Genomic DNA, 25,379 nt, shown 5'->3' on the forward strand with positions numbered 1-25,379 from the left:
GTATCTGGGTATCCTGTTTTTTAGCCGTTGCTCACTTATCAGGCCGCACTATGTTTATTAATAATTTGGGCTAAATCCGGTACTCCCTTTTCTACGTAAGTCTTAGCTGAGGGGCGGAGTTTGGCATAGGCGCCTTTAACCATCCCTCTTGTGCTTTTCTCGACCCTTTTGTCACTTATCTGGAGCAATTCGTCTGCTACTTCACCTTTTCTTTGAGCAAAATATTCGACTGGGTTGCCATTGTTTACGGCTTCCGTCCACATCGGATCGAGTGCGATCGAGATTTCTGGCAGAAGTTGATCGACGACTTGGGCGCAATAGTCAGCCCGTATCCCCTTGACAGTAGAGTAGGCAGCTTTAAGAGCCATACCACCCAATCCTGACGCTGCAGCAACTTGTTGGTCTATCAACTTTACACAGTCATCAACAAAAGTTTCTCTGTGGTTTTCATTCAAGAGAATATCACTAAGTCCCATTTTCACTTTCCTTGATTTAATAGTCAATGTGCTTATTAGCTTTGAGCTCAATCTGACATCATATATCTATTTTGAGCCTTTATTCAAGGTTTCCCAAGTTTTTTAAGGTTTGAATGTGTCTATGACAGAACCTAATGTTGAGTTTTGTCTCGTATGTTATGGGAATTAATGTTCTATCTGCTACTAATTATTTGGCTGCGGTTTGTAGTAAGGGCTTTAGTCCTTATTAGGTGATATTAATGAGGACTAAAGCCCTGACTACAAACTGATGAGTTGTGAACAGTCACATAAAAAATAGAACAGCTCGAAAAAAATATTAGAAAGGCTCTGCCTAAGTCCGATCGCACTTGCACGTATGAGCTGGCACGTATCATTAGGATTGGACGTTGGGCTTGAGGGCAGCAGGTACTGCAACGATGGGAACTTTCTGGGTTTGAGCCGGGCGATCGCTCGATCGCAATACCAAATTTTTCGGTAACGGCGCGGAAGTGGTAAGTCCGGGAAATACTTGAAGCGATAAGGTTAAGCCAGCAGCTAATAATACTTTTTCTAACATGGCACTGTCTCCAATTACATATGCCCTAAGGCATAATTCCTCTTACACCTACAACATATAAACATCCTCAGTCGCTTGGTGCGATCGCACGGGCATAGTTTAAGTGACATCTATCACCACGGAGAAGGGGGTGATGGGAATAGGGGGTGTGGGGAGAGGGGGTGATGGACCCTAGGGAACTGGGGGAGAGTGGGAAATCTTTCCTGGCAGTTGTACCGTCAACATCGGTTGAACGTGTTAAATTCCTTACATCGGTTCGTTGCCGAACTTCCCCCCAAATCAAGAATTGTCCTAGAGAAAGAAGCCGTTGAGTCTCTCTCAAAGGTAGAATTAGCGCGTAGAAGTTATTTGACACAGCGGAGGTACCGACAAGATGCTTGCATACATTCTGGCGTTGGCGGTCGGTCTAGGCAGCTTCAGTATTTACATGGCGGCCTTCTTTTTTCCAGAAGTACACCGCAAAAGTGATTTTACCTGGAGCGGGGTAGGGCTTTTTTATGCGTTAATTTTATGGGCTTGTGCGGGACGAATTACTGGTGCTCTCCTGCTTGGTCAAATGGCGGGCGTGGCGATGTTGGGCTGGTTTGCCTGGGAAACTCTGACTTTGCGCCGGCAGGTGACGCCCGTTGCTGAGCAAACGCCGATTCCTCAGTCGGTCATTTTGCCGGGGGCTGCAGGTGGACTGTTGGCGGGCTTGTTTCCCAAGAAACAAGAACCTGCAGCGAAAAAACCTAAGTTTGTTCGATCGCCCAAACCGAAAACTGATGTGGTTCCAGCACCCACTCTGGATAAGAGCGAGGTAAAGCTAGAGGAACAGCCGACGATTCCCCCCATAGCTGAAATTATTGCTGAAAGTTCGATCGCTCCGACGACTGAAAGTGCGATCGCCCCTGACTGGACAATTCCCGACTCGAAACCACCTGCAATTGCAGAAATACCAGTGTTTTCAGTCGAAACTCCTGCTGCTGAGACTTCACCAACCCCAGCAGAATTAGCCAGCAGTTTCACTCCTCTACCTCTACCTCTAGAAATTTCAGAAATAGCCGTTGCACCGAGTGTGGAGCCAGCAGAGGCTCAGCCAGAACCTCCACAGCAGCCAGAAGCAGATGATTTTGACGAGGAAACAGAATGGAGGACAGCCGTTAAAGAGTCGCAGGCGGCAGCGGCAGCGGCGGCGGTGGCCCCAACTCCTCCTACTCCTCCTAAACCAGCTAAAAAATCCGGCGGTTTCGGAAGTCTGTTCGACAATATCAAAAATAGTCTCGGCGGTATGTTGGGAAGAGGTGCGGGTAAAAACAAGTCTGATGCAACCCCCCAGACGCCAAAACCTTCAGTGACTCCAGAATCGATCGCACCTGAATCTAAAATAACGGCAACTCCTGCACCCGGTATCGACCAAATTCTAGAATCCGAATTAGCCGAGGTGGCTGCGGAAGTGGCAGCCGAAAGTAGCAACACTGCTGTTGAAACAAGCCAAGGAGTGCCGTTTCCCAACGATGTTGAAGCAATGGCCTTTTTGATGGCCACAGAAACCGCGAGTTCTGACAAAATAGGGGAAACTCCGATCGAAGATCGATCGTCCGCTGAAATCCAGACACCGCTGGCTGCGGTTGGTGAACCGGAAGCAGCAGCAGGCGTACTAGAAGCAGAAGCCCCTGCTGTATCTCTGGAAACCCAGACACCGCTGGCTGCGGTTGGTGAACCGGAACCAGCAGCAGGCGTACCGGAAGCAGAAGCCCCTGCAGCATCGATAGAAATGACTGTGGTGGAAATGGCAGCGCCTGTAGAGATAGAAGTACCGGGAGAACCTGGGTTGAGCGTGCAGGTGGAAACGGTTTCAGTATCAGTGATCTCGATCGAATCAACAGATAAAAAACCATCTTCTGAGGGAGAACACCCGGAATTGATTCGCCCGAATCCCCCCCCTCCGGATCTAGTAGAAGCTGCTCAAGCGGCCCATGAATCCAAGTCTGAGAATGTATCCGGCGAAGATAAGCCGTTATCTTGAGGCAAAAAGCAAAAGGTAGAAACCAGAATTTTTTTGATTCTGTTTTCTGCCTTCTTACTTCTTACTCCTTACTTCTTACTTAGGCCCTCTTCCTTCCTCCTTATTCACGCTTGACTTCGGCTCTCAACATCCATCCGTTAAATCCGTTAAATCCGTTATATCGTTTCCGGTTGCATCGGAATAATAAAATCGAGTCAACAGTTAACACTCAACCATTTAGTTTTTAGACTCCGAGTCAGCAGTTTACACTCAACAATCAACAATCACGGACGGTGCAACGGGAATAGATATTAAATCCCTTACACTGCGCGTTGCCGAACTTCCTTCTCCCTTAATATTATGAAAGCAATTATGGTCGTGGGAACAACATCTCACGCAGGGAAATCTTTACTCGTGGCAGCTTTGTGTCGAATCTTTTCTCGGCGAGGCTGGCGGGTAACTCCGTTTAAAGGTCAGAATATGGCACTGAATTCCTATGTCACAGCGGCCGGCGGAGAGATTGGTTACGCTCAAGCAGTGCAAGCTTGGGCTGCGGGCGTCGCACCTTGGGTAGAAATGAATCCGATTTTGCTCAAGCCACAAGGAGACATGACTTCTCAATTAATTGTCAAGGGCAGGGCGATCGCCAATGTGCGAGCATCTCAATATTACGAGCAGTATTTCGATATCGGCTGGCAAGCTATTCGGGAATCTTTAGAATTTCTCGGCCAAGAATTTGACATGATTGTGTGTGAGGGAGCCGGTAGCCCTGCTGAGATTAATCTCAAACACCGCGATTTAACAAATATGCGGGTAGCTAAATATTTAAAGGCTCGAACTTTGCTAGTAGTTGATATCGATCGCGGCGGTGCTTTTGCTCACATTATCGGTACTTTGGAATTGCTAGATCCCGACGAACGAGCTTTAATTAAAGGATTTATTATTAATAAGTTCCGAGGACAAAAATCGATCTTAGATCCGGGCCTGACTTGGCTAGAAGAAAGGACGGGAATCCCGGTAGTTGGGGTGATTCCTTGGATAGACGAAGTGTTTCCCTCAGAAGATTCTCTCGATTTGCTCGATCGGCGTTCTCCCAATGCTCAAACCGACATCAATATTTCCGTCATCCGCCTGCCCCGAATTTCCAATTTTACAGACTTTGACCCCCTAGAGTCGGAAACTTCCGTCACTGTCAAATATGTCAGCCCAAAAGACCAGTTAGGCCATCCAGACGCCGTGATTTTACCAGGCTCTAAAACTACAATTTCCGATTTGCAGGTGCTGCGCCAAACAGGTATGGCAAAAGCTATTCAAAATTATTTAGTAGCTGGCGGTACAGTCATGGGAGTTTGTGGCGGCTTTCAGATGCTGGGACAAAGTATCACGGATAAAGAAGGGGTTGAGGGAGAAAAGGGAGAATTTCCAGGATTGGGGTTGCTGCCTTTGAAAACTGCGATGGCACCGAACAAAATTGCCCGCCAACGCATCGTAACATCTAACTATCCTCAACCGGGTTTGCCAGTTTCCGGTTACGAAATTCATCAAGGAAAAACGCAAATCCTAGAGTCAGATTTGACTCAACCGCTATTTGACGATGCTAGTTTAGGCATTGTCAATACTTCTCAATCAATTTGGGGTACATACCTGCACGGCATCTTTGACAACGGAGCTTGGCGGCGAGCTTGGTTAAATCACTTGCGGCAGCAGCGGGGACTCCGCGCGTTGCCTACGGGTATTCCTAATTACCGAGAACACCGAGAAACTCTGTTAGACTCTCTAGCAGATACCGTGGAAAAGCATTTAGATATCAAGCATATTTTAGGTTAATTAGTTAACTGTTGACTGTTGACTGTTGACTGTTGACTGTTAACTGTTAACTGTTGATTATTGTTTGTTAGAGTTGAGGTTCAAATTCAATGACAAAAGTTTGTTTTTTACCAGATAACGTGACAGTTGAAGCTGAACCAGGAGAGCTTTTACTAGATGTAGCTAAACGTGCAGGGGTTTCTATTCCTACCGGCTGTCTCATGGGTTCTTGTCACGCTTGCGAAGTAGAAATTGATGGCGGAGATACGATTTGTGCTTGTATTTCCGGCATCCCTTCGGGGAGAAAGCAAGTGACAATTAATCTGTATGTTGACCCGACTTGGTAATTTGTTAGTTGACGGTTGACTGTTAACTGTTGACTGACAACTGACAACTGACAACGGGCTAATTTTTTTGCCATTCTTGCTGTTTTTTGCGAGCAGATTGCAGCCATTTTTGGGATTCGGGATAAACAGTTGTGCCGGGTTTCACGGATTCTAATTGATTGATAATTTGTTGCAACTGGCTGAGGGAGTAACCGGGATTTTGAGAATTCACATCTTTTTGCAAGTTGGCAAACAAGTTTTTAGCTGCTTGCAAAGCTGTGGTAGAATCTTTTTCTGCTTCCAGTCTAATCTGGGTAATTCCTAAATTTTTTTGATATTCAGCGAGTTTGGTTTGAGCGTCGAGATACCCAGGGTTATCGACAGAAATCAATTTCAGTCTGTTAATACCTTCTTGCCACAATTCTGCTATTTGCTCCCACTGTGCGGCGGGATGGGGAGGTTTTTGGGAGGCGACGGCGGCGGAGAGAGCAAATTCTTTGGCAGCTTCAATTAAGTTGTCAGCCTGCACAGAACCGGTGGCGACGCCGCCCATTGCTTGAAAGTCTCTTTCTGCTGCTTTGAGTGTTTTCTTAGCGGTTTCTCCTGCGAGGGTTTCGCCGGGAATTTGATTGAGTTGGTCGATCGCACTTTGCCAATTTACCGTCGCTTTTTGTCTGTCTGCGGCAGTTTTTGCTTCCTGATACTGCTGTTTCGCCGCCTTTAGCGTTTGTTCGACTTGATTTAACTGAGTAAAAGCATTTTTTTGCTGGAAAATTTGAGCCTCCATCCGCCCGACATTTTTGCGGGCGGCTTGAAATTCATCGAGTGTAAACCGCCAACGGCAGCTAAAAAAAGAGCAGTACCTCTTTGGGTAATAGCCGAGGAACCACACTGGCAAGGCGTCGAGGTGTTTTTGAGCCTCTTTTGCTTTAATTTCGCCCAAGTCAAAATCAGCGACAGCCGTGGCTTTATTCACCAGTTGATCGGATTGTTCCACAAGGGCGATCGCCTGCCGGTAATTGTAATCCATACTCCTAAAACTCGGCAGCAACAATATCGGCATTGTTTTCGCCACGGGCCAGCGAATCATCGGAAAAGGCAGGTTAATCAGCCAAATTATCCCCGCAGCACTTCCCAGCAAACTCCCAGCAAAGATGATTTTACCGAACAATCCGGGCGGGCGGTTGGCTTTGACTGCAGCTTTGAGAGCTTGTTCGCTGAAGTTAGGAAATTCGTCTTTGAAGGTATCGCGGATTTCTTCTCTTGAGGCGAAAGTGCCGTTTTGCGATCGTAACTTCTCCAACCGCTTGATTACCATCCGTCGGTACACTTCACCCGCTAGACTATTAGCCGCCGCGCACTTGTCAACTTCGGCCCGCAAAATTTCAAAAGCTCGATCGGTAAGACGCGCCATAAAACTCACCTATTCCCTTTTAGTTATTTTACAGGTTCCCGTCAAAATAATTGTTAAAATATATAAAGTTTATATCAAATAATCCGAATTAAGTTCATGCCGACTGCTTTAATCACCGGTGCTTCTGGCGGAATTGGCGCAGCATTTGCCGCCGAATTAGCTAAACGCCAGCACAATCTAATCTTGGTAGCTCGTTCCGAAGCCAAATTGCAACAGCTAGCTGCTCAACTGCAACAGGAATTCAATATTTTGGTGGAAATTATCGTTCAAGATTTGACCGCACCAGGAGCCACAACTGCTGTATTTGACGCGGTTGTTAAAAAAGGTTGGACGGTTGATTTGTTGGTGAACAATGCGGGTTTTGGCGATTACGGTGCTTTTGCCGATCGCCCGCTTGCGAAACAACTAACAATGGTGCAACTAAATATTGTAGCATTAGTTGAACTCTCGCACTTATTTTTGCAGGGAATGCGGCAGCGAAAGTCAGGAAATATTATCAATGTTGCCTCCATCGCAGCTTTTCAACCGATGCCGTACTTGGCAATGTATGCTGCTACTAAAGCCTTTGTTTTAAGTTTCAGCGAGGCACTTTGGGCGGAAAACAAAGATTTAGGAATTGGCGTTTTGTGCGTTTGTCCAGGGCCTACAGAATCGGACTTTTTTGCAGTAGCTGAATTTCCGAAAGCTATGGCATCCAGCAGCGGGCAAAAACTCGTTCCTGCTGCGGAAGTAGTGCGAGATGCTTTGAAAGCTTTAGACAAAAATGAGTCTAATGTTGTCACAGGGGGAATTCCCAATCAAATCATCGCCAATATGCCTCGATTGATGCCGCGAGAACTTTTGGTGAAGTCGGTAGAAAAGGTGTTTCGGGCGAAAGAGGAATAATCGCGATCGTTGACAATATAAATAAACCCGCCCCCACCCAAGGACAAACATTCGATCCCCCCTAACCCAAATTTTCCCAAAAGTCGATCGCACATTCGGGCTACCAAAATCCCCGACGCTACCCCACAAGTCCGCCGGGGGTTGAAACCCCCGTCTCATAGCGAAAGTCCTCTAAAAGAGGACTCAAAAGCAAATTAAATAAACAATCAAGTATTTGTCACCATAATCGAGTATTTTTCACCATTCTTCAGTCGGTTTCAACCGACTTTAGCTATGAGACAGGGGTTTCAACCCCTGGCGGACTCGCGGACAAACAAACGACCCCCTGGACAAACCATCGCACCCACGGACAAACCATCGGGCCGACAAATAAACGATAAATCCCCGTGGTGTTGCAAATATTGTCGCCCCAATGCGAGAACCTACAAAAAACTTGGCATCGCCAGCCCCAAAAAGATGAGTTTAACCGATAATAAATTAATGGATCGCACAATCCCAAATCCTAAATCGCGATGAACTCTGAACGCCAACCAGCCTATCTCAACCTGATAAATCAACTGCTAACCTGTCCCAGCGGCGATGAAGCGGAGGTATTAGAGACTCAGCCGGAATTGCTGGATGATGGCTTGGTGGCCGCAATTCTAGAAGAGGCCGATCGTCTCAGAGAATTTGGCGAACTAAGTAATGCTAATCGGTTGAAACATGTGGCATGGCTACTGGGTAAGGTGGAGGGCGACTTCCTAGCGGGAATTGCACTGAAAGCGGAAGCAGATAGAATGTTTAAACAAGCGATTCAGCAGTATAAAATTAGTAAATTTCGAGAAGCTTTGCAGTCTTGGGAACAGGCATTAACTATCTATCGGAAAATCGGATATCGCCCAGACGAAGCTGCTTCCCTGGGCAATTTGGGCAATGCTTACTCTTCCTTAGGGCAATACCACAGGGCGATCGAATTTCACCAACAGTATTTAGAGATTTCACGGGAAATCGGATATCGCCAAGGAGAAGCCAATTCCCTCGGCTGTTTGGGTAATACTTACTATTGCCTAGACCAATACCACAGGGCGATCGAATTTTACGAACAGGATTTAGAGATTTCACGGGAAATTGGATATCGCTCAGAAGAAGCTGCTTCCCTGGGCGGTTTGGCCAAGGCTTACAATTACCTAGGGCAATACCACAGGGCGATCGAGTTTTACCAGCAGTCTTTAGAGATTTCACAGGAAATAGGATACCGCCAAGGAGAAGCTGCTTCCCTGGACGGTTTGGGCCATGCTTACAATTCCCTAGGACAATATCAACTGGCGATCGAATGTCATGAAAAATCTTTAAAGATTAAACAAGAAATCGGAGCTCGCCAAGCAGAAGCTAATTCCCTCGGCTGTTTGGGCTTAGATTACAATTATCTAGGGCAATACTACAGGGCGATCGAATTTCTCGAACAGTCTTTAGAGATTGACAGGGAAATCGGGAATCGCCAATGGGAAGCGGGTTGCCTTTGCAATTTGGGCATTGCTTACTATTCCCTAGGGCAATTCCACAAGGCGATCGAGTTTTACCAGCAGTCTTTAGAGATTTCACAGGAAATAGGACACCGCCAATGGGAAACCAATTCCCTTGGCAATTTGGGCTTAGTTTACTATCAAATCAGCAAGGGACTTGGGATGCGTTATAAAAGTATTCCCAAAATCCTAGCTTTCATTCTTAAAAAAATCTTCATAATTTTTGATAATTATTGCCTTGAACAAGCAGAATCAGCGATTCGTGCCTCAATTGAAATTCGTGAAACTCTGCGTTCTGAATTAGTCAGTAACGACCACAAAGCCTCATTTTTTGAAACTCAACTATCTCCCTATCGCAACCTACAAAATGTCCTAGTTGCCCAATCTAAATTTGATGAAGCCTTAGAAATATCAGAAATGTCCCGCACCCGTGCCTTCGTCGAGTTATTGCAACAAACCCTATTAACCAATGATTTGCCAGCCAATGACAAAACAAATAAATTATCAATTCCTAAAATCCAACAAATCGCCCGCGACAGAAACTCCACAATAGTTGAATATTCCATTGTCAATCCAGAAATTTACATCTGGGTAATCCAACCAAACGGCAACATCACCCATCGCGCCGCCAACCTCGAACCCCTCAACCAACAAAACCAATCCCTCAAACAAATCATCCTCAAAACCCGCATCTCCATCGGCACCGTAGAAACGGACGACGCAGGCAACAAAATTCAGCTAGAATCCCAGTACAATCGAGACGAAACAGGCGGCTTTCCCCTATTGCAACTCCTCCATCAAATCCTGATCGAACCTATCATCGACTTACTCCCCACCGATGCCAATTCCCCCATCATCTTCGTCCCCCACTACGAATTATTTTTAGTTCCTTTCGCCGCCTTGCAAGATAGCAACAACCGCTACCTAATCGAAAATCATACCATCCTCACCGCCCCTTCCATCCAAGTATTAGAAAAAACCGCCGAACATCAACAGCGAGTGCGAGGATTGAGACAAGCCGCCCTGATAGTCGGCGATCCAACCATCGCCCCAAAATTCAACGAAAACCCCTACAAACTCCGACAAATTCCCAGGGCAAAAGAAGCCGCCGAAGCCATTGCCGCAACTTTAGTAACCGAAGCCATTAGCGGAAAAAATGCCACAAAACTCGCCATTTTAGACAGGATGCTAAACACCCGCATCGTCCATTTATCGGCCCACGGACTCCTCGACGATTTCCAAGGTTCCGGCATCCCCGGCGCGATTATTTTAGCACCATCAGGAGACACCGACGACGGCGCACTTAACGCCGCAGAAATCCTGCAATTAAAACTCGATTCTGAACTCGTAGTTTTAAGCGCGTGCAGCACGGGAGGCGGTAAAATCACCGGAGATGGAGTCATCGGATTGTCGCGCTGCTTCATCCTCGCCGGAGTCCCCAGCATCATTGTTTCCCTGTGGAATATGGGTGCGCCAGCAGCCAAATTACTAATGACTGAATTTTACCAAAATTTAGCACGGGGCGAGAATCGAGCAGCCGCCTTGCGGTGTGCTATGCTAACCACAAAAGCTCGATTTCCGAGTCCCATAGCTTGGGCTGCATTTACCTTAATTGGCGAAACCGAAACTTTACCGCTGTCAACTGAAAAGAGTGATTTAAGGAGATTAGTAATGTCACTTCCCGATGATGCCACACCAGAAGAAATTGTGGCGGCTTTCAGTAAGTTATTGAAAATATCCGAGCCGCAATTTGTCAAACAATTATCAGCGATTAATGTTGGTTCGACCGATAATATCAACATTATCGCTCAAACAATCAAGGATTGGTGCGAAACTCGGCCTCAAATTGAAGAGAATTTAGAGAACGAAATTTATCAAATGGGTGCGGGTGGTACTGATAGCGATGCACCGGAGGAAATCGTGAGGGAGTTTTGCGAAACGCTGAAGGAAAATCAGATTCGACTGGGTTTGTCTGGGTCTTCTGTGGTGGTTGAAACTGATACTTCGGGCACAGAATCGACATAAAAAACTCTTGTCCCCCCCTTATTAAGGGGGGCTAGGGGGGATCGGAGGAATGTGGAGTCACAGATAAATCTCGCTTGCACTCCAGTCTTGATACCCCTAAATCCCCCTTAATAAGGGGGACTTTGAACCGCCACGGAATCCCCTAAAATAATTAACAAACTTGATTATGAGCCAAGAATGGCAAATTAAAAATCCCAGCATTACCCTCTATCCTTTCCACCTGCGGGATGATAGCGACGAAGGCTACGGGCAAGTAGCCAAAAATGCTCAATCCTTGTGGGAAAATCTAGCAGATAATGTCGGCAAAGAATTTAAGTTCAACGAACTCAAATCCCTCAGAGACAAGCTAATTTGCTACAAAAACGGACAGTACGAACCAGACGATAAACAGGAAAATCAGAATAACGGCAAATTACTAAAGCCCGATGGAAAAACTCTTAATTTTCAGCCAATAACTCAGCCCGATAACCAGAAACTTGATGGTTCTATCTATGCCCTGCGAGTTCACGACACTTACACCGCAGACTTGACATTTTACTATCAAAATGTCACAATAAAAGTAGCGGACTTAACTCGATTAAATCCCCAAGGTTGCTTGTTGCCAAATGCAATTCAACCGTCTCTGGGACAAACGTTATTGTTATATGCCGAACCAGCAGTTTATGATACTTACCGGAAACTAGCTGACGAATCGGTTAAAGCTTTTGTACAAGATAAACAGCCCCCATCAGTAGAGTTTCGCGCCGAAGGAAAGTTATTCGGTAGTCCGATTTTTGAGTATGATAGCCGCCAAGATGATGCGAATAAGCGATGTCACTTTCTAGTATGGTTGCAAGAGAATTCCCAAACTTTGAAATTGGCAACGCCGACATTTAACTCTTACTTGATGAATCTGCTGTGCTCTCGCGCTAAAATCGTATTTGTGTATCGCGAAGCTAGGAAAAAGTATCGCCAAGCACAGCAAATAGTCAGCGAGTTAGAAAAGAAGCTTCCCGAATTCAGTCAAATAGAAAGCGAACAAGATAGACAAGTTAAGTTGCAGAAGTTAAAGCAATTGCTGGCTGAAGTCCGCACTAAAATGTTTGATTGTGCTCAGCAAGTGCGGTATTTGAAAGAAGACAAAAATACTATTGACACTAATGCTGAAAATTATGGTGAGGCCTTGACAAAAATTAGAAGTTTGTGCATCCCAGGCGATAATCTGGATTTTTGGCAGAGGTTTCTAGATTTGGCTGAGAATAAATATCAGCGGCAAATTGAAATCGATTTAAACTACCTGATTGCCAGTCAAGATTTGTTCCAGCAGTCGATATCCACTGTGCGCGGGATGGTGGAAATTGAACAGGTGGAATTGGACAGGGAACAGGAAGACGGGGAGAAAAAGCGCGATCGCCAGCTTGAGAATATCATCTTTTTTGTCGGAACTGCGATCGGCGGCGGACAAATCTTTTCGGCCGCCTATCCTCTAATTAAGGATAAACCGATTCAATGGCAACTCGATTTTTCTCTACCGCTGCATCCGTTTGCTGCGACAATTATCTGGAGTCTGCTGTTTGGCTTACTATTTGGCTTGTTAATGCTGGGTATCGCCGTGTGGGTAAGGAAAACTTTTCCCCGATAATTTGGATTTAGGACTTACGCATAAAACCAAAGAAACCGGGTTTTTCGGGGTTTTTGGGTGGTATAACTCATAGGTTGCAGCATTCTTAAGAACAGGCAAGATGCCTGTTCCACAAAGAGTCAATTTTTTGTCGGGAGTAGGGGTTGGGCATCTTCGCCTCAGCATTCTTAAGAACAGGCAAGATGCCTGTTCCACAAAGAGTCAATTTTTTGGGGGGAGGAGGGGTTGGGCCGAAGATGCCGCCCATAAATTACAAATATCGAGTTAACTGCACTCGATAGCGTTCTTTCTTAGTAACAGCAACTTCCCCAATTTCCAATCTTCCCTTGCCGGTAACAGCAATTAAATCTCCAGACTTGACATTATAACTAGCTTGAGTAACATCTTTCCAGTTAACTCGCACGTCGCCGCTGTCAATTAAATCGGCCATTTTGCTGCGAGACATTGCGAATCCAGCCGAGGCGACAGCATCCAATCTCATCGATGCTTCAACGGTTGTCATTTCTTTCTTTTTGGGTTCTCTAATTTTGAGTTCGCTCAACTCAATGCGCCGCGTTTGTACAGGAACCGATCGCACTTGCTGCAAACTCATCTCCAAATACTCTACCATCTCCGGCATGACAATGGCTTGCGCGCCGCGTTCTCCCAAAACAATCACATCGCCAGTTTTCTCCCGGACAATTCCCGTACCCAACATCGCCCCCAAAAAGTCGCGGTGAGAAGCTGTATCGAACAAGAAATTGCCAGCAATCTCCACCGCAGCAACGTTAACGCTAGCAGAGTCGATCGGGATATCCGATCGCGCGATCGCAATTCTTTGTCTTTCAGCTTGCGGGTAGCCACCCCAAGCCACTAATTCCACATCAGTTAAGCGCTTAAATACCGTCAGAGTGTCCGCCAATTCCGGAGGCGACAGAAAATCAGTCAGAGTAACTTCCCAAGTTTTAATTGCTTGTTCCGCTTGGTCGATCGCCCGCGCCACACATTCGCGGTTTTCGATGCCTTTTAACAGTTCTTCTCTTTGTAACATCAGTTAATGCTAGATTCTAATTTGAAATTGCCAAAGCTTGCTGTAACTACAAAGTCTACTTTTTTAACAGTCGCACTACTTTAATTATAGTCTAAGATAATCCAATAACGAACTTATGATTTTTGGGACTCGCAAAGCTGATATGATGAACATGATTATTGTACCAAATGTATGAAGTCCTCGAGTTTAAGCAAGGTTAATATTTCAACGCGGTTGCTGTGTCAGGAAGCAGCCGAACCGTTGAAACAAGCGCTACAGGATAAAAGCCTTGTACCCGAGGAAGCAACGGCATTACTAACAGCAGACGAGCAACGCGCCATTCCTGCCATCAGCAAAAATAAGGCGTTGATCCAGGAAATTCAGAATCGGGTGCAGGGGTTGCCATCTTTCCATTCCCTGCTACAGGGCGATAGCCGAAACTTGACACATATTCCCGATGAAAGCGTACATCTGGTAGTCACATCGCCCCCGTACTGGAATTTAAAAGAATATCTCAAAAATCTCAACCAGCTTGGCGAAATAGCAGACTACGAAAAGTTTTTGCAGGAGCTCGATCGAGTATGGCAGCAGGTATGGCGGGTTTTAGTCCCCGGCGGACGGCTGGTGATTGTGGTGGGCGATGTCTGTGTTGCCCGCAGGCGGTTTGGCAGGCACATGGTATTTCCCCTGCACGCGAGTATTCAGGAACACTGTCGCCATCTGGGATTTGATAACCTCGCACCGATTATCTGGTACAAAATCGCCAATGCTTCCCTGGAAGCAGCCGGGAATGGCACGAGTTTTCTCGGCAAACCTTATGAGCCCGGAGGTGTCATCAAAAACGACATCGAATTTATCCTGATGCAGCGCAAACCGGGCGGCTACCGCAGTCCCACTCTCACAGCACGGGTATTGTCCGTAATACCGGAAACTCTCCACCGACAGTGGTTTCAACAGATTTGGCAGGATATCAAAGGCGCTTCCACCAAGCAACACCCTGCCCCATATCCTTTGGAACTGGCAGAACGACTGGTGCGGATGTTTTCTTTTGCAGGGGACACGGTACTTGACCCATTTATGGGGACAGGAACAACCTGCGTCGCCGCCGCCAACTGGGGGCGCAACAGTATCGGGGTAGATGTTGAGCCAACTTACCCTCACCTAGCGCTGAAACGGATGCAGGAGACGTATGGCTTGCGCGTTGTCCACCCAACTACTTATTCTTCTTCACCCGCAAATACAGCTCTTCCATCGCCTCAATAAACGAACCATCCTTGTGCCAAAACGGTGGAAAATCTCCCTGTTTCTTCACCACGATCGCACTTACCCCACTTTGCGCTGCCACCTCAATCGTCTGCGGTAATCGCTTCGCACCATGCCAAAACTCTTTCAGGCTGACCGTTTGTGCCTCACTGGCGATCGCCTGCGTGTAATAGGAATCCACCGCCACAGGGGCCGCTGCATCCGCCGTTAACTCGGCAGAAAGCGCCAAGCCCAAAGGCGTTTTTGCCAATTCGCGGTGCAGCACTTCCTTAGAAAGCCCCCGTAATTCAAACAGTAAAAATGGATCTTTGTCCAATTCGGCCGCCACCAAATAATAAACTCCGGCAATATGTTTGCAGGGATTGCTATAGTCTGGGCAAGAGCAAGTAGTCTTAAAGTCCTCGCGGCTGCTGGGTAAAAGGTGCAATCCGAGGGGTGCAAAAGCCTTTTCAATATTGTCGGGCATTTCGTTGAGCAGCAGCCGGGAAATGAAGCTGGCTTTTGATGCCATTTGGGCGATCGCCACTTTCCACTTTGCCTGACTAATTGGCTCAAACTCAATTTGAGTTGTGTACAGAGGCTCCTTATAAACCCCAAAATAAGGATTAACCGAGCCTCTCACCTGTGCCATCACTAAGCCATCATTCATGCCAAAGCTTTTTACCTTGCCATTTCGTGCATAGGCACGTCCCCGTCCGAGTCGCCCAGAATCAGTAAATCTTTCTAACGCATCGATAAATTTATTGCCCCACCAAGTCCTAGTAAATTGTGACATAAGCTGTTCTGCATTTAAATTGTATATTTCGATGACAATCAAAAATCCTCTCCCTCTCTCCCCCTCTCCCCCTCTCCCTCTCTTATGTTGTTTCTCCTAATCTAGAACCGCATTTTTATTGAGCCTAATTAATTTCTTAAATGCCTCATTATCCAACTCAGTCAACCACGACTCATCCGCACCAATAATTGACCCTGCCAATTTCTTTTTGTCCTCAATCATTTGGTCAATCTTTTCTTCCAACGTGCCAATCGCTACAAACTTATGCACAAACACATTTTTTTCCTGTCCAATCCGAAACGCCCGATCCGTCGCCTGATCTTCCACCGCCGGATTCCACCAGCGATCGAAATGGAATACATGATTGGCTTTTGTTAGCGTAATTCCCACGCCGCCCGCCTTCAGTGACAGAATAAATACCGAAGGTTCAGACTCTGGATCTTGAAACTCTGAAATCATCCGTTCCCGTTTTTCGCGACTGGTTCCCCCGTGGATGTAGTAAGTGTTGTAATGTAGCGTGTGTTTAATGTATTTTTCCAAGGCGCTTCCCAATTCTGTAAACTGCGTAAATACCAATAAACTTTCGCCTTCTGCTTTGACTTCCTCAATCATCTCGATCAGCCGTTCCAGTTTGTGCGATCGCTCTGGTGTAAACTCACTTTCATCCTGCAAAAACTGGCGCGGATGGTTACAAATTTGCTTCAGCTTCAGCAGTGTCGCCAAAATCATCCCCTTGCGCTTCATCCCTTCCGCCGCGTCAATTTCTTGTTCTACCTCTTTCACAATCGCTTCATAAAGCGAAGCTTGCTCGCGGGTGAGATTGCAGTAGAGCTTTTGCTCAACTTTGTCGGGGAGATCCTGAATAATCGACTTATCGGTTTTCAGACGGCGCAGGATAAAAGGTTCTACTAATTTTTTGAGCGCTGCAGATTGCGTGCGACTCCCATGTTTTTGAATCGGTAATTCAAACAACTTCCGAAACTGCGCCTCTTTTCCCAAATATCCGGGATTGAGGAAATTAAAAATTGACCATAAATCCAACAATCGATTTTCCACGGGTGTTCCAGTCAATGCTAGTCGATGGGTAGCGGGTAACTTTAAAATCGCCTTGGTTTGCGCCGCTTTCGGATTTTTAATATTCTGCGCTTCATCAATTACCACGCGATGCCACGCTACGCTGCTCAACAGCTTTTCGTCTTTTCTCACCAAGGTAAAGGAAGTGATCAACATATCGCAACCTTCGACGGCGGCTTTAAATGCTTTGGCATCTTGCAAACGTTGAGGGCCGTGGTGAATCAGCGATCGCAATTCAGGAGCAAATTTTTCCATTTCCTTTTGCCAGTTACCAACTACGGAAGTGGGCGCAATTAGCAGCGTGGGTAGAACCGCATTTTTTGTCGCTTTTTCTGTCTGTTTTGTAGTAGATAAAACTTCCCTTTCTTGCAATAATCGAGCAATTACCTGCGCCGATTTACCCAAACCCATATCATCGGCAAGACAGCCATTTAATCCCAAACTTTCCAAATAACTCAACCAAGAAACACCGCGCTTTTGATAATCCCGTAACTTGCCCTGAAACTTTGCTGGATCTGCAATTAACTCTAACCGACTCTTATCGTTCAGCTTCTCCAACATATCCGATAAAGCCCGATCGCGCTCCACCTCTAACTCTTCACTAGCTTCTCCTTCTGCCGTCAACTTCATAAAGTCAATCAAGCTGACATCGGGATTCTCTTCGCGATGTTTTTGCCAAAAACTTAGCATCTCCTGCATCTTGTCTTTGTCCAGTTCCATCCATTGTCCTCGGAACTGCACCAGCGGTGTTTTGCTATTTACTAACGCCTGCCATTCTTGTTCGCTAACCCGTTCACCCCCGATCGCCAATTCATACTGATATTCCACCAAGGAATCCGCCGAAAACAATCCTTTCCCCTTGATTGCAGCGCTTTTGCTGCCCTTTCCTTTGACTTGCAGGCGAATCTTTGCCCGCTGTCGTCCCTTCGGCGTCCACCAAGCGGGGACAATCACTTTGTATCCAGCATCTTCTAATACCCAAGCAGACTCGCTCAGAAAGGTGAAAGCATCATCTAAGCTGAGGGTAATGTTAACGGGTTTGTCGGTTTCTAGCCCTTGCCAAAGTTGGGGATAAATGCGGGCAGCGTAGCCTAGATTTGTCAGCAAATGTTGCTCAAAGTTGTCGCCGAATTGTGTTTGCAACTTTTTTTGTTGAGTCGATCGCGATCGCCAATAATCCTGCAACGGCATCCGCAGAGATGGGTCTTTTTTCGCAGCCACCTGAAACTCTAAAACCCAAGGTTGTTCGGGGTTTTCGGGGGATTGTAGTTGAAAGCAGAGGGAGAATGAGTCAGCAGATTGATTGCGCGTAATGCGATCGCGCCAGGTTTGCCATTGCCGGTATTGTTCAAGGCTTACTCGCGCGATTTTTCGTGTTTGGTTGAGGCAGATTTGCAGTAAAGAATCCGCAATCTTATTTTCAAACGATGCTGGGATGGGGGTTTGAGTGACAATTTCCGCGATCGCACACTCGGAAAAATGCCGCAGCAACCGTTCGCGATCGTAGAACTTTGGTGTATCTTGTAGCTGGATCTTCCGAAAACCGGACACACAAACTAAAGGCATCCATTCAACATAGCGTTGTAAATCAGTTTCGTACTGTGTTGAAACAATTTCCCATCCCGGATAAATCTCAAAGCTGGGTGCAATTTGGGCAGGTGTTTTTGGAGTTTTTGCAGTTGTTTTGGTTTTTGTCTCGCCCGCTTTCTTACGCCCGCGCGTGGCTTTCTCAGCGGGTTCGGATGTTTCGATGGGTGCGATCGCGATCGGAGCAGTTTCTCGATAGCGCAACGCCGGAATATAATGGTCTTTCAGAATAATTTGCTTAAAAGTTTGGGTGTAGTGATACCAAAATAGCAAGTCTGAACCAAACTGAACTTCTGCTAAATCGTAGAGGGCAAAAAAATGCAAATCGTTCAATACTTTAGTCAAAGTGTGGGTGGCGATGCACACACAATCGACTTCCCAATATTCCAACTCAAATGTTTCGGGTAATTCTGTCTCTAAATATCGCGCTAACTCTAAAGATGGTAACGGCTGGTTATCGGCAGTGGGGAGTAAAAAATACCGAGGGACGATCGCGTATTCTCGCCCCATCGCACTTGTATTGCTGACTGCTGACAGTTGAATCCCGGCTTCTTTCGTTAGAAACTCTCTTAACTGTGCCGTCTCCAATTGTCGGGGATGAACCTTAGCCGGCTGTTTTTTCTTTTGAGTGGTTTCAACCCAAATATAAAACGTTCCAGGTTGAATAAAATTCTCTTCTGCTTGAGGAATCCAAGTCCCGTGGAGGATTTTCATAGGTCATACCAAACGCAACCTTTGGCAGCCTATCATATCATGAATGAGTGGGAAAAGATAACTGCCTCCAAATATTCCACGAGTTGAATGTCAACAGTCAACAGTCAACAGTCAACTGTTAACAAACAAATAACTAAGTCTCTGTATAACCTTGGATATTTTCCGGTTCAAACTGCTGCAAAATCTTCGCAGCTTTCCCAGTCAAATCATCATTACCCTTAACCGCAATCAAAAATTTACCCGCATTCAAACGGTTGCGGTAAGGCAAAGCATCGCCGCTGCCAAAAGCCATGCCCCCGGCTCCGCCAACAACAAAGCTGCCCATCCCGCCGGCGATCGCACCTAGCACTCCGCCGATCGCGTGATCGCCAATTTCGCCCGCCCACGCAAAAGTCTTCAACTGAGTCATCAGACTGAAAGTAACGCCAGCAATAAAGCCAAACGGCACCAGCCAAACAGCCATGAGTTTAGCTTGTTTATTCGCTTGCTGGTTGGGGTCGATCAAGCCAAATTCATCAGCAGTTTTGTAGCCGCGGCCCAAAATGCTCACTTGCTTCATGGGCAAGCCTTCTTTTTCCAGAGCACTGTAGGCAGCTTCGGCTTGAATTCGATCGGGCAGTACGGCGATAAGATAATTCATAAAAAATACTCGGTAAGTGGGAAACGAGCGTGGCTTTAGCCCGCTCGTGGAAAACGACCAGGCGATTTCAATCGCCTTAATTCCCCTTACGGGGCGGAGAGGGAATTTAATACAACCTCTCCGATTTTTTGAGGTATGGTTGCCTCAACTCCCTTGCGGGGTCAAAGTTAGCTTCGCCAATGTTATAAAGGCTTGTTAGGCTGGCAGCACTGTTTCAGTGACTTTAAAACTGTTTAACCACCAGCGACAGAGCGGGGGACTAGCTTCGCATCCCAGGGTGTCATGACCTAAATAACGTAGTCAGTTAAGACTGAAGCTGGTCAGTACAGCTTGCTTTGATTGCTCTTACAAGCTCAGTGGCTTTAGCCCTGAGTTACTGACTAGAAAACAATTCCTGATAGTTAGGCTTGAATAGCCAAAGTCTATTATAGACCGAAAATACATACTAGCTAAGCAGTTCGGGGATTTTAACGCGGTCAGAGAGTCCGATCGCCCCGAAACCTAAAATATTTCAAGCAAAAACGGTCGGTCAAGACCGAATGCAGATACAATTCAAACTGCACAAACGCAAGCTTGAGCTCAGCCGTGAGATACTGCCCCAGGTTTAAGCCTCAACTTTGTGCTCGCCAACGCGCTTGCCTATTTTTACTAATTCCACTCAATTGCTTGCTATGCCTAAAGTTCTAGTATCCGATCCGATCGACCAAGCCGGAATTGACATCCTCTCCCAAGTCGCGCAAGTTGACGTAAACACAGGACTCTCAGCCGAACAACTGGTAGGAATTATTGCAGATTACGACGCTTTAATGATCCGTTCAGGCACCCAAGTTACCAAAGAAATCATAGAAGCCGGCAATTCACTCAAAATCATCGGCAGAGCCGGCGTCGGCGTAGATAATGTCGATGTACCCGCCGCTACCCGCAAAGGAATTGTAGTCGTCAATTCCCCCGAAGGCAACACGATCGCCGCCGCCGAACACGCGCTCGCCATGATGCTCTCCATGTCCCGCCACATCCCGGAAGCCAACGCATCCGTCAAAGCGGGTAAATGGGAACGCAACCGCTTTATCGGCGTAGAAGTTTACAAAAAAACCCTCGGCATCGTCGGTTTGGGCAAAATCGGCTCGCACCTCGCCGCCGCAGCCAAAGCAATGGGCATGAAACTGCTCGCCTACGACCCCTTCATCTCCACCGAAAGAGCCGACCAGTTGGGCTGTCGCTTGGTAGAACTAGAACTGTTGATGCGCGAATCCGACTACATCACCCTGCACATCCCCAAAACGCCGGAAACCCTGCACTTAATTAACGCTGAAGTGCTGTCGAAAATGAAGCCCACGGCCAGGATCATAAACTGCGCCAGAGGCGGCATCATCGACGAAGCAGCCCTCGCAGAAGCCATCAAAGAAGGCAAGATCGCCGGCGCCGCGATCGACGTTTACGAACAGGAACCGCTGCAAGCCGATTCCCCGCTGCGGAGTGTCGGCCAAAACATCGTGCTGACGCCCCACTTGGGAGCATCCACAGCGGAAGCTCAGGTGAATGTGGCGATCGATGTTGCTGAACAAATTCGCGACGTTCTGTTGGGGCTGCCAGCGCGATCGGCTGTCAACATACCCGGCATTTTCCCAGACTCGATCGAAAAACTCAAACCTTACCTGCAACTCGCCGAAACCCTCGGCAACCTCGTCAGCCAGCTAGCCGGAGGCCGAGTCGATTACCTCAACGTCCAACTCCAAGGCGAATTGGCCACCAACCAAGGTCAGCCCGTAGTCGTCGCCGCCCTCAAAGGTCTGCTCTCCCAAGCCTTGCGAGAGCGCGTTAACTACGTCAACGCCAGCATTGAAGCTAAAGAGCGCGGAATTCGCGTCGTCGAAACCAGAGACGCCTCAATTCGCGACTACACAGGCTCCCTGCACCTCTCGGCCAAGGGAACCCTCGGCGAACACACCGTGACAGGTGCAGTGCTCGGCGAAAGCGAAATTCGGATTACCAGTGTTGACGATTTCCCGGTCAACGTTTCCCCCACTCACCATATGCTGTTTACCCTGCACCGCGATATGCCGGGGATTATTGGCAAAATTGGTTCCCAATTGGGCAGTTTTAATGTCAATATTGCCAGTATGCAAGTAGGCCGTAAAATCGTGCGAGGCGATGCGGTGATGGTTTTGAGCCTCGATGACCCTCTACCAGAGGGGATACTGGCTGAGATCCTAAAAGTTCCGGGAATTCGGGATGCTTACACGGTAAATCTTTGACGGATTTTGGAGTTTAGATTTTGGATGCAAGGGCTGATAATTGGTAATGGGTAATTGGTCATTGGTCATTGGCAAGAAAGCGGGAATTTTTCTTTTAGCCAATCCTCCTTCCTCACTCCCCTGTTCCCAGTCTCCAGTTCCCCTAGGCCAATCTACAATCTAAAATCTAAAATCTAAAATCGTTATGGCACATAGCTGGTGGGAAATTAGAATTCTTTGCGATCCGGCGCTGGAAGATATCATCTTTTGGCGTCTGGAACGGTTTAACTGTCGGGGAACTGCTACTGAGATCAAAAGCAATTCCTGCCTGATGTCGGCTTATTTGCCCGAAGAACAGGCAGGATTGCTGGATTTGGCCGCTCTGTCTCTGTGGCTGCGCCAAGATGCTCTGTGTGCAGGTTTGCCCCTACCTGCGATGCAGTGGGATTTGATTGAAGACGAAGACTGGGGCAGCACTTGGAAGGAGCACTGGCAGCCTCAAGAAGTGGGCGATCGCTTTTTAATTAATCCGGCCTGGCTGCCCCTACCGACTGATACCGATCGCGTCATTTTGCGTTTAGATCCGGGGGTGGCCTTCGGTACAGGTGCTCACGCTACTACTCAACTTTGTCTGGAGTCGCTGGAAATGCGTCTCGGTTTTGATGACAAAGAGTGCATCGTTGCGGATATCGGCTGCGGGTCTGGTATTTTGTCGATCGGCGCCGTGTTGTTGGGCGCTACAAAAGTTTATGCTTTGGATACAGATCCTTTGGCAGTGCGATCGACCATTAGCAACAGACTGCTCAACCGCGTTAATTCTCAGCAGTTAGTTGCAGAGCTCGGAAGTATCGATCGTTTGAAAGAAATGGTAGATGAGCCGATCGACGGTTTGATCTGCAACATTTTAGCAGAAGTAATCATTGATTTAATCCCGCAGTTCACTGCAATTAGCAAACCAACTACTTGGGCCGTGCTCAGCGGCATTTTGCTCGAACAAGCTAAGCCAATTGCCGACACTCTCGAACAGCACGGCTGGATTGTGGCTACTCTGTGGAAGCGCCAAGATTGGTGTTGTTTTAATATTCGGCGCAGTTAACGATCTGGAAATTGGAAATTAGAAATTGGAAATTGAGAATTGGTAATTAGTAAGCTGTTGTGCATTTAAACTGCATATTTTTGGCTTTGCTCAGAGCAACGGGCCATTCCTGGTTTGATTATTTCTTGACGTGCAATTTAAATGCTGAGCGAGCTTAATTGGGCAATTCTCTGCCTCTGGCCCTCTCCTGCCTCCCGAAAGCAAGCAATTTATATGCGTAGTGGCTTACTTCATCTTTCGGAAGTGAATTTTAACCAAGCACGAGCGGAAAAATACACATATCCAATCCAGTAAAAGCAATTCACCAAAATCAACAACGTTTTTCCAACATAAGAATTAACAAAACCAAAAACCCGGAAAGTAGACAGCAGCACTAACAACATTTCAACCACAGAAACAATTGAACCGTAGTGCTTTCTATCCCAATAAGAAAATGGGCTGATAAAACGGTAATTGCTGAACGGAAAAAAGTGCCGGTGAGCGTCGTCATTGTGGACAGGCAAATCTCCCAGAGAGTGCAGTATCATGCTAATAAACAGAATTTGCACGCTTTGCCAGCCAAAGTAATAAGCCATTAGCCAACCAATAACCGCAATGGGAATGGAATGAAACAGAGCAACAACATTCTGGACAAAAGGCTCATAATATGCTTTTGACCAAATTGTACCTTCGGGCAAGCGAGCAATGTATTTCGCCCAAAAGTAAAATAAAAATATCGGAATATCCGGCAAAATTCCGCCGATCGCAATAATGAGATTAGCTTGCGGCAGTTGCGGTTTGCCGAGAATTGCCAGATTGATAATAGCGTGGCTGGGAGTCTTCATAAGTAGGGTGCGTCAACTAGGATTATCTTATTCCTAATTAATCAGATATTGGCTGACGCACCCTACGTGTGAGATAATTGGCTCGTGTTACAAGAAAGGTTGCAGTCGATCGATCAACTGCGCCGCTTGCATCACTCCCTCAATGCGATCGACCTCAGCGCCATTTTTGAACAGCACCAAAGTCGGCAAAGCATAAATGTGATACTGCGACGCCAACTGTTCGTACTTATCGGTGTCAATTTTGACAACCATGAGCTTGTCTTTCGTCTGACCGCTCACTTGCTCCAAAATCGGTGCCATCATCTGACAAGGCCCGCACCAAGTAGCGTAAAAATCTACCAACACCGGCAAGTCAGAGCCCGATAGTAACTCTTCAAAACTGCTGAACTGTTTTTGAACTGCCATAAGACAAAATAATTTTTTGGGTTCTGGCTCGATTTTAGTGCAAAATTCTCTGGTAGATTGCGAGGATACAATTATGGAATTATTGCCAGAGAATTTTCAGAGATTGCGGGGTCAAGTTGCTGTCGTGACCGGTGCGTCGCGGGGAATCGGTCGCGCCGTCGCTTTAACACTAGCAGCAGAAGGCGCTAAAGTCGCCGTCAACTATGCCAGTTCGAGTGCTGCTGCTGATGAGGTGGTAGCAGAAATAGTCGCGGCTGGAGGAGAAGCTATCGCACTTGCAGCAGATGTCTCGAAAACTGACCAAGTAGATTTACTCGCCAGTAATGTCATGGAAAAATGGGGACGGATTGACGTTTTGGTGAACAATGCCGGCATTACTCGCGATACTTTGCTGCTGCGGATGAAACTGGAAGATTGGCAAGCTGTGATTGATTTGAATTTAACGGGCGTATTTTTGTGTGCAAAAGCGGCCAGTAAAATCATGCTGAAACAGCGAAGGGGCCGAATTATTAATATTGCTTCGGTTGCTGGGCAAATGGGCAATCCCGGACAAGCTAATTACAGTGCGGCGAAAGCTGGGGTAATTGGGTTTACTAAAACTGTGGCGAAAGAGTTGGCGACTCGCGGGATTACTGTGAATGCAGTTGCACCGGGTTTTATCACTACAGATATGACTAAGGATGTCAAGTCTGATGAGATTTTGAAGTATATTCCGCTGGGGAGATACGGGGAAGTTGAGGAAGTTGCGGGTATGGTGAAGTTTTTGGCGGCAGATGCGGCGGCCGCTTATATAACGGGGCAGGTTTTTAATGTGGATGGGGGGATGGTAATGGCTTAGGATTTCGGGATTTTTTTAACCGCAGATATCGCACAGGCAAGATGCCTGTGCCACGATGAAGGCGGCTATCTGCGGTTAATAATTATTTTAAGGCGGCACGCAACTGACTGAGGACTTTTTTGTATTGGGCAATGCGTTGAAAATCTGCCTCTGTGGGATTGGCGATGCGACCAAGATCGAGGTTATGAGTAACATCAGCGATCTTGACTCGCAGTGCGCTCGGGTTGGCAATCACACGTTCTAAATAGGGCTTGCTGAATAAGTTAAGAAAAATCACGATAGCAATTGAGGAATGATTCAAGTTCAGCGACACATAATTTTT

General features: G+C 46.9%; 19 protein-coding genes and 1 pseudogene. 10 read left to right on the forward strand and 10 right to left on the reverse strand.

What is annotated here, in order from left to right; genetic code table 11:
• Positions 1–38: 38 nt before the first annotated feature.
• Positions 39–476, reverse strand: coding sequence for a DUF6918 family protein (locus QUB14_RS09650; protein WP_333040283.1), 438 nt, complete (start codon positions 474–476; stop codon positions 39–41).
• A gap of 373 nt (positions 477–849) precedes the next feature.
• Positions 850–1,032, reverse strand: a complete 183-nt coding sequence (locus QUB14_RS09655) for a hypothetical protein (protein WP_190657149.1) — start codon at positions 1,030–1,032, stop codon at positions 850–852.
• Positions 1,033–1,405: 373 nt separating this feature from the next.
• Between QUB14_RS09655 and QUB14_RS09660 the strand changes: the two genes are divergently transcribed.
• The 3 genes from QUB14_RS09660 to QUB14_RS09670 all read left to right on the forward strand — a co-directional run bounded on the left by QUB14_RS09660 (position 1,406) and on the right by QUB14_RS09670 (position 5,172).
• On the forward strand, positions 1,406–3,040 hold the full coding sequence (locus QUB14_RS09660; RefSeq protein WP_333218907.1) for a Ycf66 family protein: 1,635 nt from the start codon (positions 1,406–1,408) through the stop codon (positions 3,038–3,040).
• Between the two features lie 339 nt (positions 3,041–3,379).
• Positions 3,380–4,846 carry a cobyric acid synthase CobQ gene (cobQ, locus tag QUB14_RS09665; protein WP_333218905.1) on the forward strand — a complete coding sequence of 489 codons (1,467 nt, stop codon included), beginning with the start codon at positions 3,380–3,382 and terminating at the stop codon, positions 4,844–4,846.
• An 89-nt stretch (positions 4,847–4,935) separates the two neighbouring features.
• Positions 4,936–5,172, forward strand: coding sequence for a 2Fe-2S iron-sulfur cluster binding domain-containing protein (locus tag QUB14_RS09670; protein WP_333218903.1), 237 nt, complete (start codon positions 4,936–4,938; stop codon positions 5,170–5,172).
• A 58-nt stretch (positions 5,173–5,230) separates the two neighbouring features.
• Here the strand turns inward: QUB14_RS09670 and QUB14_RS09675 are convergent, their stop codons facing one another.
• Complete coding sequence (locus QUB14_RS09675; RefSeq protein WP_333218901.1) at positions 5,231–6,565, reverse strand: hypothetical protein; 1,335 nt, start codon at positions 6,563–6,565, stop codon at positions 5,231–5,233.
• Between the two features lie 96 nt (positions 6,566–6,661).
• Between QUB14_RS09675 and QUB14_RS09680 the strand changes: the two genes are divergently transcribed.
• The 3 genes from QUB14_RS09680 to QUB14_RS09690 all read left to right on the forward strand — a co-directional run bounded on the left by QUB14_RS09680 (position 6,662) and on the right by QUB14_RS09690 (position 12,598).
• Complete coding sequence (locus QUB14_RS09680) at positions 6,662–7,450, forward strand: SDR family oxidoreductase (RefSeq protein WP_333218899.1); 789 nt, start codon at positions 6,662–6,664, stop codon at positions 7,448–7,450.
• 512 nt (positions 7,451–7,962) lie between these two features.
• A complete protein-coding gene (locus QUB14_RS09685) occupies positions 7,963–10,977 on the forward strand; it encodes a CHAT domain-containing tetratricopeptide repeat protein (protein WP_333218897.1) in 3,015 nt (1,004 codons plus the stop codon).
• Between the two features lie 166 nt (positions 10,978–11,143).
• A complete protein-coding gene (locus tag QUB14_RS09690; protein ID WP_333218895.1) occupies positions 11,144–12,598 on the forward strand; it encodes a hypothetical protein in 1,455 nt (484 codons plus the stop codon).
• 250 nt (positions 12,599–12,848) lie between these two features.
• Here the strand turns inward: QUB14_RS09690 and QUB14_RS09695 are convergent, their stop codons facing one another.
• Positions 12,849–13,628 carry a photosystem II S4 domain protein gene (locus QUB14_RS09695; RefSeq protein ID WP_333048915.1) on the reverse strand — a complete coding sequence of 260 codons (780 nt, stop codon included), beginning with the start codon at positions 13,626–13,628 and terminating at the stop codon, positions 12,849–12,851.
• A gap of 171 nt (positions 13,629–13,799) precedes the next feature.
• On the opposite strand from QUB14_RS09695, the gene QUB14_RS09700 reads away from it, so the two are divergent.
• Positions 13,800–14,870, forward strand: coding sequence for a site-specific DNA-methyltransferase (locus tag QUB14_RS09700; protein ID WP_333218893.1), 1,071 nt, complete (start codon positions 13,800–13,802; stop codon positions 14,868–14,870).
• Here QUB14_RS09700 and QUB14_RS09705 read toward each other — a convergent pair.
• The 3 genes from QUB14_RS09705 to QUB14_RS09715 all read right to left on the reverse strand — a co-directional run bounded on the left by QUB14_RS09705 (position 14,821) and on the right by QUB14_RS09715 (position 19,660).
• Entirely contained in the window at positions 14,821–15,645 is an 825-nt protein-coding gene (locus QUB14_RS09705) for an SWIM zinc finger family protein (protein ID WP_333218891.1), read from the reverse strand. The genes QUB14_RS09700 and QUB14_RS09705 overlap by 50 nt on opposite strands.
• A 96-nt stretch (positions 15,646–15,741) precedes the next feature.
• The gene (locus tag QUB14_RS09710) at positions 15,742–19,020 is read right to left on the reverse strand and encodes a DEAD/DEAH box helicase (RefSeq protein ID WP_333218889.1); all 3,279 of its coding nucleotides are present in this window, start codon (positions 19,018–19,020) and stop codon (positions 15,742–15,744) included.
• Positions 19,021–19,153: 133 nt separating this feature from the next.
• Positions 19,154–19,660, reverse strand: a complete 507-nt coding sequence (locus tag QUB14_RS09715) for a hypothetical protein (protein ID WP_333218887.1) — start codon at positions 19,658–19,660, stop codon at positions 19,154–19,156.
• Between the two features lie 671 nt (positions 19,661–20,331).
• On the opposite strand from QUB14_RS09715, the gene serA reads away from it, so the two are divergent.
• On the forward strand, positions 20,332–21,915 hold the full coding sequence (serA, locus tag QUB14_RS09720) for a phosphoglycerate dehydrogenase (protein ID WP_333218885.1): 1,584 nt from the start codon (positions 20,332–20,334) through the stop codon (positions 21,913–21,915).
• Positions 21,916–22,099: 184 nt separating this feature from the next.
• A complete protein-coding gene (prmA, locus tag QUB14_RS09725; protein WP_333057863.1) occupies positions 22,100–22,990 on the forward strand; it encodes a 50S ribosomal protein L11 methyltransferase in 891 nt (296 codons plus the stop codon).
• Between the two features lie 230 nt (positions 22,991–23,220).
• Here the strand turns inward: prmA and QUB14_RS09730 are convergent, their stop codons facing one another.
• Together QUB14_RS09730 and trxA are read right to left on the reverse strand one after the other, a co-directional pair.
• Positions 23,221–23,814 (reverse strand): hypothetical protein, encoded by a 594-nt coding sequence (locus QUB14_RS09730; protein ID WP_333218883.1) that lies wholly within the window; start codon positions 23,812–23,814, stop codon positions 23,221–23,223.
• An 87-nt stretch (positions 23,815–23,901) separates the two neighbouring features.
• Positions 23,902–24,219, reverse strand: coding sequence for a thioredoxin (gene trxA / locus QUB14_RS09735; protein ID WP_333218880.1), 318 nt, complete (start codon positions 24,217–24,219; stop codon positions 23,902–23,904).
• 73 nt (positions 24,220–24,292) lie between these two features.
• On the opposite strand from trxA, the gene fabG reads away from it, so the two are divergent.
• Positions 24,293–25,057 (forward strand): 3-oxoacyl-[acyl-carrier-protein] reductase, encoded by a 765-nt coding sequence (fabG, locus tag QUB14_RS09740; RefSeq protein ID WP_333218878.1) that lies wholly within the window; start codon positions 24,293–24,295, stop codon positions 25,055–25,057.
• Between the two features lie 82 nt (positions 25,058–25,139).
• On the opposite strand, the pseudogene QUB14_RS09745 reads toward fabG, so the two are convergent.
• Positions 25,140–25,379 (reverse strand): annotated as a pseudogene (locus QUB14_RS09745) (hypothetical protein); the annotation flags it as partial.

Source organism: Microcoleus sp. B3-D2, assembly GCF_036705345.1.
GTDB lineage: Bacteria > Cyanobacteriota > Cyanobacteriia > Cyanobacteriales > Microcoleaceae > Microcoleus.

Excerpts from the sequence above, each read along its gene's own strand:
- QUB14_RS09650 (WP_333040283.1), bottom strand. The coding sequence starts at position 476 with ATGGGACTTAGTGATATTCTCTTGAATGAAAACCACAGAGAAACTTTT.
- QUB14_RS09655 (WP_190657149.1), bottom strand. The coding sequence starts at position 1,032 with ATGTTAGAAAAAGTATTATTAGCTGCTGGCTTAACCTTATCGCTTCAA.
- QUB14_RS09660 (WP_333218907.1), top strand. The coding sequence starts at position 1,406 with ATGCTTGCATACATTCTGGCGTTGGCGGTCGGTCTAGGCAGCTTCAGT.
- cobQ (WP_333218905.1), top strand. The coding sequence starts at position 3,380 with ATGAAAGCAATTATGGTCGTGGGAACAACATCTCACGCAGGGAAATCT.
- QUB14_RS09670 (WP_333218903.1), top strand. The coding sequence starts at position 4,936 with ATGACAAAAGTTTGTTTTTTACCAGATAACGTGACAGTTGAAGCTGAA.
- QUB14_RS09675 (WP_333218901.1), bottom strand. The coding sequence starts at position 6,565 with ATGGCGCGTCTTACCGATCGAGCTTTTGAAATTTTGCGGGCCGAAGTT.
- QUB14_RS09680 (WP_333218899.1), top strand. The coding sequence starts at position 6,662 with ATGCCGACTGCTTTAATCACCGGTGCTTCTGGCGGAATTGGCGCAGCA.
- QUB14_RS09685 (WP_333218897.1), top strand. The coding sequence starts at position 7,963 with ATGAACTCTGAACGCCAACCAGCCTATCTCAACCTGATAAATCAACTG.
- QUB14_RS09690 (WP_333218895.1), top strand. The coding sequence starts at position 11,144 with ATGAGCCAAGAATGGCAAATTAAAAATCCCAGCATTACCCTCTATCCT.
- QUB14_RS09695 (WP_333048915.1), bottom strand. The coding sequence starts at position 13,628 with ATGTTACAAAGAGAAGAACTGTTAAAAGGCATCGAAAACCGCGAATGT.
- QUB14_RS09700 (WP_333218893.1), top strand. The coding sequence starts at position 13,800 with ATGAAGTCCTCGAGTTTAAGCAAGGTTAATATTTCAACGCGGTTGCTG.
- QUB14_RS09705 (WP_333218891.1), bottom strand. The coding sequence starts at position 15,645 with ATGTCACAATTTACTAGGACTTGGTGGGGCAATAAATTTATCGATGCG.
- QUB14_RS09710 (WP_333218889.1), bottom strand. The coding sequence starts at position 19,020 with ATGAAAATCCTCCACGGGACTTGGATTCCTCAAGCAGAAGAGAATTTT.
- QUB14_RS09715 (WP_333218887.1), bottom strand. The coding sequence starts at position 19,660 with ATGAATTATCTTATCGCCGTACTGCCCGATCGAATTCAAGCCGAAGCT.
- serA (WP_333218885.1), top strand. The coding sequence starts at position 20,332 with ATGCCTAAAGTTCTAGTATCCGATCCGATCGACCAAGCCGGAATTGAC.
- prmA (WP_333057863.1), top strand. The coding sequence starts at position 22,100 with ATGGCACATAGCTGGTGGGAAATTAGAATTCTTTGCGATCCGGCGCTG.
- QUB14_RS09730 (WP_333218883.1), bottom strand. The coding sequence starts at position 23,814 with ATGAAGACTCCCAGCCACGCTATTATCAATCTGGCAATTCTCGGCAAA.
- trxA (WP_333218880.1), bottom strand. The coding sequence starts at position 24,219 with ATGGCAGTTCAAAAACAGTTCAGCAGTTTTGAAGAGTTACTATCGGGC.
- fabG (WP_333218878.1), top strand. The coding sequence starts at position 24,293 with ATGGAATTATTGCCAGAGAATTTTCAGAGATTGCGGGGTCAAGTTGCT.